Genomic DNA, 14,219 nt, shown 5'->3' on the forward strand with positions numbered 1-14,219 from the left:
ATTGGGGGGATTAAGTGAAGATATTTGACGAAAGTTCAACTGCCAAAAAACTTACCGTTGAAAATGAAAGCACCAAGCTTCTTACCAAAGAATTATTTAGATTATCGTTTCCCACAATGCTTGGTTTTGCCATACAATCTTTGTACGATATCGTGGATATGTTCTGGATTGGAAAGATTTCCTACAAGGCCATTGCAGGAGTCGTCATATTCTCCACAATATTTTGGTTAGTTGAAATACTTAATGAAATCATAGGCACTTCTTCTGTTTCATTAATTTCACAAGCGTATGGCAAAAGAGATTTAAAACTTACATCACGAATAATAGAGCAAACACTTATCTTTAAGGCTATAGTCGCACTCATCGCTTCAGGTTTATTGTTGTTGTTTTTCAAACCTATTGTTAGTTTCTTCTCTTCGGACGCCGAAGTCGTTAACTCGGCAATTCACTATGGATACATACGCATCTTTTTCATGCCTGTATTTTTTATGACTTACTCCACATTCACAGCACTAAGAAATATAGGTCGCCCATCGCTTGCAACACTTACCATGGCAACGGGAACTACTGTCAATATAATATTGGACCCTATATTTATTTTCGACAAACTCCCATTACTCAACATCCGAGGACTTGGTCTTGGTGTCTCTGGTGCTGCGTGGGCAACAGTGATTTCTACGTTTATTCCTCTTGTTTGGGGATTGTACCTGCTTTTCCGAGGGATAGAGGGGGTAAAGATTTCATTAAAAGGGCTCTTATTATTAGATAGGAAAATAGATACAAAGCTTATCACTATAGGTTTGCCGTCCGGTGTTGAAATGCTACTTCGAAACCTTTCTTATACCGTTTTAATCAAAATCTCCTCACTCTTTGGTTCAGAGTATGTAACTGTCTTTGGCATTATCGAGCGCATGTTTGGGTTCGCCGTTATACCAATATTTGGTTTGTCGATGGGTGCAAGCACCCTGGTAGGTTTCCAACTGGGGAAGGACAATGAAAAAGGTGCCAAGAAGGCAACAATTCTAGCAACTCTATACAGTGCCATCATTGTTTCTATTTTACTTGTGCCCTTACTATTATTCCGGGAATCCGTTTTTGTTCTTTTCACATCAAACAAAAACGTAGTAGAAATTGGTGCTAAAAGTATCCCATATGTTGTCTTTGCATTATTTATGATATCTTTCAGTGCGGGGCTCTCCAGTGCGTTCTTCGGTTCAGGAAAGACATCAATCCCAATGATAGCGGGCATTTTAAGTCGATGGGGAGTTATGGTTCCGTTTGTTTTGATTTCCACCTTTGTGCTGCATTTAGGAGCTGTCGGACTGTGGATGACATTTCCTGTAACGGAATTTGTTGAAGTTTTGGTTATGTTCATCGCATTTTTAAAATCCGACTGGTATAAAAAGAGGGTTATTTAGTAGCTTGGTTTTTTTGTTTTCTTGAAAAATTAAAAAGTAGTTGAATAAGGTATATAACAACACTTATTGAAAATGCGTAAACTAACAAACCTAAGTTTCCTCCAAACTTGTCAAACAATACTCCTCCAACAAGCGGACCTACACCGAACAAAAGTCCAATAACCATTTCATGCAAAGCCCCTTGTTTGCCGTGCTCTTCCTCCTCTGACAAAAGTCCGTAGAATATGGCGAATGTATATGGAACTGCGTAACTGAAACCTGCAAACAAAGATGTAAGCAAGAACATTAAAGGATTTTTGGCGAAAAAAGCTATTAATCCTGTTATTGGAACAACTGATAAAAGTATGCCACAAAAATACTCGTTCCCTACCCAGCCTTTCCAAGACTGCAGGATAACGAAAGTGAGCAAAACACCTATATTTGCTCCCACAGTCAAAAAACCTGCATTTTCAAGCTTTAGCCCTGCAAGCATCATCAACTTGGGAAAACTAGCCAGAACAGATGTGTAAATCAAACCACCAAGGAATAGAATTATTCTGTATTCCAACCTGAGTTTTCTCATCGTGCTTTTATTCATGATAACAGATGCATTTTGAGAATGTTCAAGAAGCCTTCTGTAAGGTGTAAATGTGATGATATCTCCAAACTTTTTGTAGTCTAAAGAAACCAACAGACTTGTCATACCCGAAATTACTAAACCCAGAGCAAATATTGCACTTGCAGCTTTTACGGTAAGAAAAGGACCAAACGCAACCCCAATTATATTTCCCGTGCTCCAAGACAATGTGAATCTACCTGTTATCGATGGTGGGTCTATCCTCAATAAACTCTCAGATTTTGCAATCAAGCCTTCAACTTGTGGAAAGAATGCTCCAAAGAAGACACCTTGGAGAACCGCAAAAATAACCAAACCCTTAGGGTTGTTAGCAAAAAGCCCGAACATTGAGACAATAAAAAGATATACAGCTAAAAAAGAAATTGTCCTTTTGTATCCGTATCTTGTTCCAATGTGTCCCAAGGTCACACTAGCTATTGCATAGGCTATAGATAAAGCAAGGTTAACAAGACCTATCTGAGTAAAAGAAAAACCAAATTTTGCAGCAGTTGAATTGATATACGTGCTGTAAAGGTATGCCTGAATGGAGATTACAAAAGAAAGGAAATGATACTTGTGGAATATCCCTTGCCTGCTCACATTTCAACACCCCACATCCAGTTTTGAAGCTTTCTTCAAATACAATTACATCAGTAAGTTTACATCATCACCAATTATATTCTGTTGACTGAGCATTAAAAGTGTGTTACAATAGCAAATAGAATCAATCATATTTCCCATATCCTGGAGGGGAGCTCCTGAATGCGGGGCTGAGAGGGGAATGCAAGTTCCCGACCCTTCGAACCTGATCCGGGTAATGCCGGCGGAGGGACCAGGAACCAGGATAGCAGGATAGATAATAAAAAGCCTTTTAAAAATTCCCTCCGCTTGGTTGAAAACACAAAAGCGGAGGGATTTTTTTATTTCAAGAATACCCACACTTTAAGAAGGAGGGACTAACATGAAAGGACTGGTCAGATTAGTGTTTTTCTCTTTGCTGATAGTAACGGTTTTTGCTTTTTCCGCAGAGCTTGTGATTTATACATCCGATAGTTTTGCGGGTGGAATAGCAAAGGTTGTTGTCCCAAAATTCGAGCAGATGTACAAGTGTAAAGTTAAAGTGGTAAGTTTTGGTTCTATGGGAGATGTTTTGGCTAGACTTATCGCCGAAAAGAACACACCTAAGGCTGATGTTGTTATCGGTTTAAATCCTCAACAGCTTCAAAAAGCGATAAAAGAGAACTTGTTGCAAAAGTATCGTGCCACCAATTCGAAAAATCTTGTCTACAAAGGTTTTGTTAACGACTACGGTACAGTTTACGACTACGGTGCTTTGGCGATGATTTACAACGTCGAGAGGATAAAGAATCCTCCAAAATCTTTCAAAGACCTTTTAAAACCCGAATACAAAGGCAGGTTTGTCCTTATCGATCCAAGGACCTCCAGTACAGGTTTAACATTCCTGATGTGGACTATTGCTGCACTTGGTGAAGATGATGCTATGGAATTTTGGAAGGAAATCAAGAAAAACGTACTCACATTTACAAGTGGATGGAGCGCAGCATTCAAGATGCTCGAAACGGGTGAAGTTGATATGATAGTAAGTTATGCAACAGATGGTGCTTACAGTATGTACAAATACGGCTCAATCAAGTACATGCCTATAATATTCGAGGAAGGTGCATACGTGCTCGAGGAATACGCAGCTATCGTAAAGGGCGCAAAGAACTTAGCACTCGCAAGGGCATTCATTGAGTTCATGCTCACCCCAGATTTCCAAAAGGAAGTACCTCTGAACCAGTGGATGTTCCCTGTTATCGATGTTCAGCTACCAGAAGTATACAAATACGTACCAACTGTGAAAAAGATACTAAGACTTGATCCAAGTATTAATGATAGGTTAGATGAGATACTCAAAAAATGGGAAAAAGCGGTTATTGGATAACAGAAAAAGTAAAAAAGTAGTGCATTTAAAAAGCCTCTGGAGTGCCAGGCACCCCAGAGGCTTTAAATTTTGAAGACCTTTAAAGACCTTTAAAAAGTAACTGATTAAAGCTGAAAAAGTTGAAAAAAGTTGAACAAAAATGCCAGTACGTTGGTCTAAACTTGTAGAAAACCCATATTTACCGCCTACTATTGGAGGTGTGCAAATGTTAACAAAAAGCCAGATTTTCATTTTTTTACTTATAACAACACTGCTAATTTTTACGCATACTTTCGGTCAGTTTCTGAAAGTAGGACTTTTATTAGGCGAACCATACGCATACTGGACGTCCAACAAGCTTTCTGGAATCGAATACGAAATTTGGCGGGTCATCGGAGTTGAACTCAACATGCATGTGGAATTCTACGTGCTACCATTCTCTGCGCTTGACACTACGGTACTTTCAAAACTCGGTTTAGATGTAATAGCTGGTGGTATTCATATCACCGATGAAAGGAAAAAGGTCTTCAAATTCACCCAGCCGTATATTAATTCAGGACTTGCGATACTGCTTAGAAAAGACATCAAGTGGGATGGAGACATCGAAAAAATCACTTTTGGAGTAAAGAAAGGTGCTACCGGTGAGAGAATTGTTCAAGATTGGGTTAAATCTGGCAAGAAGATAAAATACTCGACGTTTGTGTCAAACGAAGAAATTGTAACTAACCTACTTGTTAAAACGATAGACGGTGCATTCTTTGATTATATCAACGCTTTGTATCTAGCGAAAAAATACGGCTTCCAGGTCCACAAAGATTTGATTTACTCCATCAACATAGGTGCAGTCTTGTTAAACAGCTCTTTAGAGAAAAAACTGAATGACGCAATTTCTAAACTCACATCAAATGGAACAATAAAGCGTATACTTACATCATACATTGGAGCCTTTTAAAAGTATACAGAATGCCCCTGGCGAACCAGGGGCGTGTTTGTCTTATTGGTTACATTTATCTGTTAGAGTATCAGTCCTCCATCGACACCTATCACTTGACCTGTGATATAGGATGATTCGTCTGAAGCAAGGAACAAATACACGTAAGCAACTTCGATTGGTTCTCCAAGGCGTTTAAGTGCTGCCCTCTCTGCCATCATGGTTAAAATCTTTTCTGGAACCTTTTCGGTCATCGGCGTTTTGATAAAACCTGGTGCAACGGCGTTAACCCTAATTTGTGCACCTTTTCTTGCAAATTCTTTTGCCCACGTTTTCGTCATACCAATGACGCCCGCTTTTGTTGCCGCATAATTCGTTTGACCTATGTTTCCATAAACCCCCACAACGGATGATGTGTTGATTATACTACCCTTGCCTGCCTCCAACATATATGGGACAACAGCTTGCGTCATATTGAAAACACCTTTCAGGTTCACATTGATAACCCTATCCCAATCTTCCTCGGTCATGTTCTGAATCAACGCATCGCGTGTAATACCTGCATTGTTCACAAGCACATCTATCTTTCCAAATTTCTCAACAACATCCTTTACAACTTCTGCTATTCTGTTTCTGTCTGTCACATCAAGTTTGTAAAAATGTATATTCGGATGTTCGTATGTTGCTTCACTTACATCACACGCGATAACTATAGCTCCTTCTTTTGCAAATAACTCAGCCGCCGCTCTTCCAATACCACTCCCTGCACCCGTAATGATACATACTTTACCTTCTAACCTCATCGTCTAACCCCCTTATCTTAAGTATATTACTCGATATTTTCAACAATTACCGCCGTGCCCATTCCTCCACCGATACAAAGTGTAGCCAAACCATACTTCACGTGCCTTTTCTTCATTTCATAGAGCAACGTTACTATAATCCTATTCCCACTAGCACCGATTGGATGACCGAGCGCTATCGCTCCGCCGTTGACGTTCGTGCGCTCAAGAATCCAATCTTTCGTAACTCCAAATGCCTTTTCCCATCCTTTTATAACCGCAAGGCTTTGTGCAGCAAATGCTTCGTTCAATTCAATGAGTTCTATATCCTGGAAAGATAAACCTGCTTTCTTCAAAACTTTCTCCGTTGCTGGAACAGGTCCGAAACCCATTCTCATCGGGTCAACACCGGCTTGAGCCCATGCAACAATCCTGCCCAACGGCTTAAGTCCTTTCTTTTCAACATACCTTTCACTTGCAATAACTATCGCACTTCCTCCATCGTTTATTCCACTCGCGTTCCCGGCTGTAATTGTTCCGTTGGGTTTAAACGCGGGTTTCAACTTCGCCAATGATTCAAGTGTTGTATCGAAACGTGGATATTCGTCCGTATCGAAAATTTTTACCCCTTTCTTATCTGGAACCTCAACTGGCACGATTTCGTCTTTAAACTTACCAGCTTCAATAGCTGCCTTTGCCTTCATCTGACTGTTGTAAGCAAATTCGTCTTGTTCTTCACGAGATATGTTAAACTCTTCTGCAAGTGCCTCTGCGGTAAGCCCCATATGCACTTTATTGAACACGTCCGTGAGTCCATCGAGTATCATGTGGTCTTGCATTTCTTGACTTCCAAACCTCAGACCAAATCTTGCACGGTAAGAAATCAAGAACGGCGCTTGCGACATATTTTCTATTCCACCTGCAAGCACAACATCAGCCTCGCCAAGCTCGATATCGCTGGCACCTATCATGACCGACTTCATCCCACTACCACACAGCATATTGACAGTGTAACCTGGCTTTTCAACAGGAATGCCCGCATAGATACCAACCTGTCTACCCGGTCCCATCCCTTGCCCTGCTGTTAGAATGCAACCAACTATAGTTTCGTCGAAATCTTCAACCGGTATTCCAGCTTGCTCTATTGCCGCCTTTGCCGCAATTGCACCAAGTTGTGGTGCGGGAATATCTTTCAAAGAGCCTCCAAAACTACCAATAGCCGTCCGCTTTGCACCAAGGATGTAAACCATACAACGACCACCTCCACCTCAAATATGAACATACCGGATAGTAATATATGAATCACCTATCACATTATCTATCTCAATTAGACCATTTTTCACGTTGCTATGTCAAAGGATACGTTCGCTCGATAAAAGCTGAAATTCAACGCATTCTATCGAAAGAAAGGTGTTGATAACCTTAGTTGAGTTTAAATTCCTTTTTTCAAGAAAACTGTTGCTTTGAATCGCTACAGTTGTGGTATAATTTATACGTGTTAACTTTATCGGTATTGAGAGTGAGTAACAATTTACATCTTTCATGAATATTCAACAACAGAAAAGTCGATTAAAGGAGGGAACGGTATGCGAAATATGAGTATTTTCCAAAAAATTTTGGTCATAGTGGCGGTGCTAACCATCGGTATGGTTGTTATTGGTATTTATTCAGCATTTTCGTTACGTTCTAATATTATCGACAAAACCAAACAAAATCTGCAAGCGTTGGCAGAAAACAGTGGAGAAACCTTTTGGACTTTTATCGAACAACATTCCAAACTAATCGACCTACTCTCCAAAGATGCAAACGTTATGGGCGTTTACAAAAGAGAATACGAAGAAGATGTCTGGATGAAGAAGCTGTTCTACAGCGTCATTAGAAGTTATCCTGACGTGATGTATGTCTACGTGGGACTGAAAGATAAACGCATGTATTTGGTGCCTGAGACTGAGCTTCCAGAAGGCTACGACCCAACATCAAGACCTTGGTATCAAGCAGCTGTCGCAAAGTCTGGGCAAATAATCATCACTGAACCATATGCCGATGCATCGACAGGAAAACTCGTTGTAACCATAGCAAAAACCGTCCAAACTGATGAGGGTATCGTTGGAGTAGTTGCACTCGATTTTGATATCTCAAAGCTTTCCGATGCTCTTTTATCAAAGGGTAAAGAATTAGGATATCTGAATGCAATAGTTTCTGCTGAAGGTAATATCATAATGCATTCTGACAAGACGTTGATTGGTAAGAACGTAAAAGACACAGAGTTCTTCCAGAAATGGGTCTCTGGTCCGGAGAGTGGGGTTTTTGGCTACACATTTAACAACGCAAAAAGAATAACAGGTTACAAGAAACTTCCAAACGGTTGGATTTATGCAACGCTTGTTCTCGAGAAAGATTTGATGAAAGATGTCAATTTGAAAACGCTAATTAATATCTCCATAACAATTGTAGCTGTCATATTAGGTGTTCTTGTGGCATTATTTGTAAGCAGGACGTTCGTCGTTAAGCCAATTAACGATATTGTAGAAAGCGCAAGTAAAATAGCAAATGGTGACCTTACAGTTAGAATTGCTTATTCGTCTAAAGACGAAATTGGAAAACTTGCTGCAGCTCTTGACAAGATGGTTTTGGCACTCAAGGAAATAGCAAATAATATTGAAAGGGATTCTCAAACAGTCAAGCAAGAAGCTTCACAGGTTGCTGCTGCATCCGAAGAAGTTAGTGCAACAGTCGAGGAACTCACCGCACAAGTTGATAGTGTCAATTCAAACGTCAACAACGCATCCGCGGCAATAGAAGAGATGACGAGTGGTATAGAAGAGGTTGCGGCAAGTGCTCAGAATGTTGCACACGCTTCTCAAAAACTCAGTGAAGAGGCACAGAAAGTCTCTCAACTTGCAAACGAAGGTCAAAAAGCAATTCTCTCAATCACCGATGTTATTGTCCAAACAAGAGAAAAAGCCGATGTTACGTTCCAGATTGTTGAAAAACTCAGTGAGAGTGCAAAGAACATAGGTGAGATTGTTGATACCATCAACTCTATAGCCGAACAGACAAACCTACTTGCACTGAACGCCGCAATTGAAGCAGCAAGAGCGGGAGAAGCTGGCAGAGGCTTTGCCGTTGTTGCGGATGAAATTAGAAAACTCGCGGAAGAAAGTAAACAGGCGACTCAAAATATCGCAAACATACTCCGAGGTATCGTTGATAGCAGTATGAAAGCAAGCGAAGCAACGAAAGAAACTGTCGAAATCGTCAACAAAGCATACACTGAATCAGACTTGGTCAAATCACAATTCGAACAGATTCTCCAAAGCATTGTGCGTATGTCGCAGATGACGGAGAACCTTGCAGCCAGCGCACAAGAGCAGAGCGCAGCAGCAGAAGAAATGAGCAGTGCTATGGATAGTGCAAGTAAGTCTATGGTCAGTGTAGTTGAACAGATGAACGAAGTCACAATGGCAATAAAACAACAAGCAGATGCTATATCAAACGTCGCAAAGACCGCCGAAAACCTTGACGATATCGCAGAAAAACTTGTTGAAACAGTGAGAAGATTCAAAATCTAACAAATAAATTCAAAAGGGCTCCCAACAACACTGGGAGCCCTTTAATTTTAGCTTTTCTGAGTTTAAACCACCTTATCTATTCTCCTAAAGCCTTCCCCGAGCACATATCTGGCTTCTGTGACGATAACAAACGCTTCTGGGTCGATATGACGAATCACGTTCAATACCTCACCAAGTTCTCTTCTCTTCAATGCAACGTAAAGCACGTCAATATCCTTACCAGAGTAAGCACCTTGTGCTTTCAGCACAGTTGCTCCACGTTCCATTTTCTCAAGGACGTATTTCTTAATCTCATCAACCTTCTTTGAGATAATCATCATCGTTACGGAGAGTTCAAGACCTTTGAGCACAAAGTCTATGGTGATACCGTTTATAATTATCGCAAGTAGTGCATACATGGCGATTCTTGCGTTGAACGCAAACCCTGCAAATATACCTATAGCGAAATCAACCATAAGTAGCGTTGTTCCTATTGGCGTGTGGAAATATTTCGAAATTATCTTTGCTATAATATCCGTGCCACCCGTCGAAGAGTTGTTCGCAAACGCTATAGCCATACCAATAGATGCCAATACGTTACCGAAAAAGACAGCAAGCATCAAATCTTCGCCAGTATATTTCGGAATGTTTATAATCCTATCAAACAGATCAACAAAGAAGTTCAAAGCGAATGTTGAATATATCGTCTTAAAGCTGAAATCCTTACCAACGAGCAAAAAACCTAACACAAAAAGGAGAACGTTAATGATATACATCCAAATACCCACAGGAACGGTGGAAATTAACTTGTGTAGAATCATCGCCATACCACTCGCACCACCGGCTGCGATATTATTAGGGATGAAGAATATCACAAGCCCAAGTGCGGTTAACATGACACCTATTGTAGAAAGCACATACTCTTTAATCTGTTCTTTCAAATCAAAATCTTTCGAAAACCTAACCATATCCTTTTCCTCCTTTCTTGCTACATTCTTTATTTTTCCCTTTTTACTTCTGCGTTTTCCGTGATATGATTATATCAGAACAATCTAAAAGTTCAAATTTATCAGGAGGAGAGGCTAAGTTGGTCCTGAAATTAAAAAACATCAGCGTTTCTTACGCAAGTAAGCAGATATTGAAGAATATTTCAACCTCTTTCGAGACTGGAGAAATTGTCATGGTAATCGGAGCAAACGGCTCTGGGAAATCAACTTTGCTGAAAGTTCTCGCTGGACTAATAGATTACACTGGTGAAATCATTCTTCCTGAAGGTATAAACGATGTATCGGAAATTACAGGATACGTTTTCCAAAATCCAGAGACACAAATCATAGGTTCAACCGTTTGGGAAGACGTGATATTCGGATTGGAAAACATAGGACTCGACAAAAGGGAAATGGAAATAAGGGCAAACTATGTTTTAAATCTTTTAGAACTCGCAGAGTTGAAAGACGCAGACCCATACTATTTGTCTGGTGGGCAAAAGCAAAGACTCGCAATCGCTTCGATATTGGCTCTTCAACCTGAGTTTTTGTTGCTCGATGAGGTTACTGCCATGCTCGATAAAAATGGAAAACGTGAGGTCGTTGAAGCTGTTGTGAAATTGAAAGAGGCAGGCAAAGGTATAATTATCGCGACACATGAGCTGAACCTTTTCAGCCCTTACGCGGATCGATGTATTTACATAGATGTTGGAGCTATTGTTTTCGATGGTAATCCAAGCGATGGCATAAAGCTTTACCGTGAAAAAGTGCACAGAGAGTTTACTTCAAAAGCTGGATAACTCATAACTCAAAAATGGAGGTGTTCGGTATGGAAGTGTTGAAATTCGAAAAAGGTCCAAAGGCGGTAGGACCTTATTCGTCTGCTGTGAAAGTTGGAAACCTTATCTTTTTCTCTGGAATTTTGCCGATTAACCCTGAAACCGGTGAACTTGTGAACGATAGTGTTGAAAACGCAACGGAACAGATATTGAAAAACCTGAGCGCTATGCTCTCTGAAATTGGTTTATCTTTGAAAAACGTTGTGAAAACAACCATCTTCACTGTGAAATTGGAAGAGTTTTCGAAAATCAACGAAGTCTATCAAAAATATTTTGAAAACTTCACCAAAGACTTCCCGACAAGAAGTACCGTCGGAGTTTCAAGCCTGCCAAAAGGTGCGTTAGTGGAGATGGAATTTGTTGTTGAAGCATAGCAAATTTTTTCATTCTTTTTCATTCTTTGGTTGTTTTTCGTTCCTGAATGTTTTTGAAGAGTTCTATCCTATTTTTAATGATTTCGTCCACCTCAACGTTTGTGAATGGATTCATAAGTTTATACGCATATTTTAAAGCTTCAATAGGGTCACCACCTTTTTCGGTGGCCCTCTTTATTTTTTCCTCGAAACTTTTCATATTAGAAATATCAACAACCCACAACAATAACACCGTAACCAGTGTAATAATGCTTATAGTCACCGGATAATTCTTAACAGAAGGGAGTGCAAACCCCAGGAAAATACTTCCTGTCAATGCGAGCATTAAATAAGTTTTGCTTCTAAGCATTGTCCTATTGAAAAGATATTTCTTTAAATCATGAATCACATCTTTTCCAACGGGGGTGTAGAAATAACGAGAAGGTATTAAAACTATCGTCATTAACACAACTAAGTATGGATTTCTGATAAAGGCTCCCACGCCTAAGAGTGCTAGCAAAAGTATCACCTTCGATAGCAAAGCATTACTCACTATGATGTTTAAAATAAGACCTGCGAAAAACGCAGTGAATCCGACTAATTCCAAAAGAATGTTAAATCTTTCCATGAATCTACCTCCCTGTTTCAGGTCATGTTCTGTTTACTGGGCATCTGAGATAAATATCACCGTGCTACGTGGTTGTGCAATGTAGTATCCCTCTATCCTCTCAGGCACATCGAGAAAATCTCTTGGATATTCCTGAGCAGTATCAACTACCCTATACCAGGATTGTCCGTAAAGTGGTGGCAAAACGAATTTCAAAGGCTCAATCCATTGATTTAGGATTACGTAGATATCGTTATCTATCCTCACACCTTTCACAGGGTCAAAGCCTGAAATCATGAACGCTATTGAATGTGAATGATAAGACGTATCTGGTTCAAATGGGTTAACACCATGCCAGGTTATGTCTGTTACAAGATTTCCAAACTTGTCGTATCTTTGATAGAAGCATTCCCTTTTCAATGCGTTATGTGATTTTCTGAAGTGTATAATTTTCTTCACAAACTCAAACAAATCTCTGTGTTTTTCCTTCAGTGTCCAATCCACCCATGTGGTTTCGTCATCTATACAGTAAGCGTTGTTGTTACCCTTCTGCGTTCGGAACATCTCATCACCCATCAATATCATGGGGGTGCCATGTGAAACCATGAGGATGGTGAAGAAGTTCTTTATCTGTTGCTTCCTTATCCTGATTATATTCTCATCGTCGGTATCGCCTTCAACACCGTAGTTGTAACTGAAGTTCTCATCGGCACCATCTTTGTTACCTTCGCCGTTTGCTTCGTTGTGCTTTTGGTTGTATGAAACCAAATCACGCATAGTGAAACCATCGTGACAGGTTATAAAATTGATGCTGGCATGTGGTTGCCTGTTTGCATACAAATCCGGGCTTCCTGCAATACGAAGCATAAGTTCCTGGATAGTACCATTGTCGCCACGCACAAAACGTCTTACACAATCGCGGTATTTACCGTTCCACTCTGCCCAACCTTCTGGGAATTGTCCAAGGTAATAACCACCCGCCGCATCCCAACCTTCCGCTATTAGTTTAAGTTTCCCAACTATCGGGTCTTCTGCGATATCTTTAAGTAACGAAAAGTCACCAATCCACCGTCCATCTGGTGTTCGCCCAAGTATGGATGCAAGGTCGAATCTGAACCCATCCACGTGCATCTCCGTCGCCCAGTAGCGAAGACTGTCTATTATCATCTCTTTGACCACGGGATGATTACAATTCAACGTGTTACCACAACCAGAGTAATTCAAGTAGTACCTCTTGTTCTTTGGGTCAAGCATATAGTATACTTCGTTGTCGATGCCTCTAAAACAAATCGTGGGACCCTTTTCTCCACCTTCACCTGTGTGGTTATAAACTACGTCAAGAATAACCTCAAACCCATTCTTGTGCATCAACTTTACAAAGTCTTTGAACAGAAAAACCTGTTCCCCAAGCTTCAGTCCAACTGAGTAGTTTCCAGTAACGGCAAAAAAATTCAAAGGGTTGTAACCCCAGACATCTTTTAAGCGTTCACCTGTCAACGGATTTATGTTTGGATTGGAATTAAGATTAAACTCAAAAATAGGCATAAGTTCTATCGTTGTAACCCCAAGTTCTTTCAAGTGGTCCAGTTTTTCGATTATTCCCAAAAACGTCCCTGGGAATTTTACATTTGAAGTAGGACTTATGGTAAAGAGCCTCACATGCATCTCGTAAATGATGGTTTCGTTCCAGGGTATGTGGAGTTGTCTGTCGTCTTCCCAGTCGTATTTAGAATCGTCTATGACTATAGACCTTATCATGCTTTTAACCGAGTCCTGTGTTGAGAACGAAAGGTCGCCCATCGGTGAGTTTCTGTCGTAACCGTAAACCGCGTCGTCGTTCCAATCAAAAAACGTTGTAATAGCCTTTGCGTAAGGGTCTATCAACAATTTATTGACATTAAACCGCTTCCCGTTGATAGGGTCATAAGGACCATCTATTCTCCAGCCGTAGTATTGTCCATGTCCAACACCGTACACATAGATATGCCATATGTCCCCAGTTTTGTTCTTCACTGGATCTAATTCGAAAACATGCGATGGTTTATCATCGTAGTAATTTTGGTAAAGTTCTAAAATAACCCTCGTTGCATGACGAGAGAATATTGCAAAATTCACACCTGTTTCATCTGGAGTTGCACCAAGTCTTGGATAACCGCGTTTGGTTTTCAAAACAACCTCAGGTCCAGGGTTTTTATACTGAAGTGGATAATCCGCCATACTTACCACCACCGGT

General features: G+C 40.4%; 12 protein-coding genes and 1 riboswitch. Of the genes, 6 read left to right on the top strand and 6 right to left on the bottom strand.

What is annotated here, in order from left to right:
* Positions 1 to 14 precede the first annotated feature (14 nt).
* Entirely contained in the window at positions 15 to 1,418 is a 1,404-nt protein-coding gene (locus AC3M61_RS00815) for an MATE family efflux transporter (protein ID WP_500779046.1), read from the top strand.
* Here AC3M61_RS00815 and AC3M61_RS00820 read toward each other — a convergent pair.
* On the bottom strand, positions 1,411 to 2,613 hold the full coding sequence (locus AC3M61_RS00820; protein WP_500779047.1) for an MFS transporter: 1,203 nt from the start codon (positions 2,611 to 2,613) through the stop codon (positions 1,411 to 1,413). The genes AC3M61_RS00815 and AC3M61_RS00820 overlap by 8 nt on opposite strands.
* Positions 2,614 to 2,751: 138 nt before the next feature.
* Positions 2,752 to 2,862, top strand: a riboswitch (TPP riboswitch).
* Between the two features lie 112 nt (positions 2,863 to 2,974).
* Between AC3M61_RS00820 and AC3M61_RS00825 the strand changes: the two genes are divergently transcribed.
* Together AC3M61_RS00825 and AC3M61_RS00830 are read left to right on the top strand one after the other, a co-directional pair.
* Complete coding sequence (locus tag AC3M61_RS00825) at positions 2,975 to 3,958, top strand: thiamine ABC transporter substrate-binding protein (RefSeq protein ID WP_500779048.1); 984 nt, start codon at positions 2,975 to 2,977, stop codon at positions 3,956 to 3,958.
* A gap of 205 nt (positions 3,959 to 4,163) precedes the next feature.
* The gene (locus tag AC3M61_RS00830) at positions 4,164 to 4,889 is read left to right on the top strand and encodes a substrate-binding periplasmic protein (protein WP_500779049.1); all 726 of its coding nucleotides are present in this window, start codon (positions 4,164 to 4,166) and stop codon (positions 4,887 to 4,889) included.
* A 62-nt stretch (positions 4,890 to 4,951) separates the two neighbouring features.
* On the opposite strand, the gene AC3M61_RS00835 is transcribed toward AC3M61_RS00830, so the two are convergent.
* Both AC3M61_RS00835 and AC3M61_RS00840 read right to left on the bottom strand, forming a co-directional pair.
* Positions 4,952 to 5,671, bottom strand: a complete 720-nt coding sequence (locus AC3M61_RS00835; RefSeq protein ID WP_448379537.1) for a beta-ketoacyl-ACP reductase — start codon at positions 5,669 to 5,671, stop codon at positions 4,952 to 4,954.
* Between the two features lie 26 nt (positions 5,672 to 5,697).
* Positions 5,698 to 6,900, bottom strand: a complete 1,203-nt coding sequence (locus tag AC3M61_RS00840; RefSeq protein WP_500779050.1) for an acetyl-CoA C-acetyltransferase — start codon at positions 6,898 to 6,900, stop codon at positions 5,698 to 5,700.
* 336 nt (positions 6,901 to 7,236) lie between these two features.
* On the opposite strand from AC3M61_RS00840, the gene AC3M61_RS00845 reads away from it, so the two are divergent.
* Positions 7,237 to 9,222, top strand: a complete 1,986-nt coding sequence (locus tag AC3M61_RS00845; RefSeq protein WP_500779051.1) for a methyl-accepting chemotaxis protein — start codon at positions 7,237 to 7,239, stop codon at positions 9,220 to 9,222.
* 62 nt (positions 9,223 to 9,284) lie between these two features.
* Here AC3M61_RS00845 and AC3M61_RS00850 read toward each other — a convergent pair whose 3' ends face one another.
* Positions 9,285 to 10,169, bottom strand: coding sequence for a YitT family protein (locus tag AC3M61_RS00850; protein ID WP_500779052.1), 885 nt, complete (start codon positions 10,167 to 10,169; stop codon positions 9,285 to 9,287).
* A 119-nt stretch (positions 10,170 to 10,288) separates the two neighbouring features.
* Here AC3M61_RS00850 and AC3M61_RS00855 point away from each other — a divergent pair, with 119 nt between their 5' ends.
* Both AC3M61_RS00855 and AC3M61_RS00860 read left to right on the top strand, forming a co-directional pair.
* On the top strand, positions 10,289 to 10,987 hold the full coding sequence (locus AC3M61_RS00855) for an energy-coupling factor ABC transporter ATP-binding protein (RefSeq protein WP_500779053.1): 699 nt from the start codon (positions 10,289 to 10,291) through the stop codon (positions 10,985 to 10,987).
* Positions 10,988 to 11,016: 29 nt separating this feature from the next.
* A complete protein-coding gene (locus tag AC3M61_RS00860) occupies positions 11,017 to 11,400 on the top strand; it encodes a Rid family detoxifying hydrolase (RefSeq protein WP_500779054.1) in 384 nt (127 codons plus the stop codon).
* A 19-nt stretch (positions 11,401 to 11,419) separates the two neighbouring features.
* Here AC3M61_RS00860 and AC3M61_RS00865 read toward each other — a convergent pair whose 3' ends face one another.
* Together AC3M61_RS00865 and glgX are read right to left on the bottom strand one after the other, a co-directional pair.
* The gene (locus AC3M61_RS00865; RefSeq protein WP_500779055.1) at positions 11,420 to 12,007 is read right to left on the bottom strand and encodes a hypothetical protein; all 588 of its coding nucleotides are present in this window, start codon (positions 12,005 to 12,007) and stop codon (positions 11,420 to 11,422) included.
* Positions 12,008 to 12,040: 33 nt separating this feature from the next.
* Positions 12,041 to 14,203 (bottom strand): glycogen debranching protein GlgX, encoded by a 2,163-nt coding sequence (gene glgX, locus AC3M61_RS00870; protein WP_500779056.1) that lies wholly within the window; start codon positions 14,201 to 14,203, stop codon positions 12,041 to 12,043.
* Positions 14,204 to 14,219: the final 16 nt, after the last annotated feature.

This window comes from Fervidobacterium sp. (assembly GCF_059913585.1).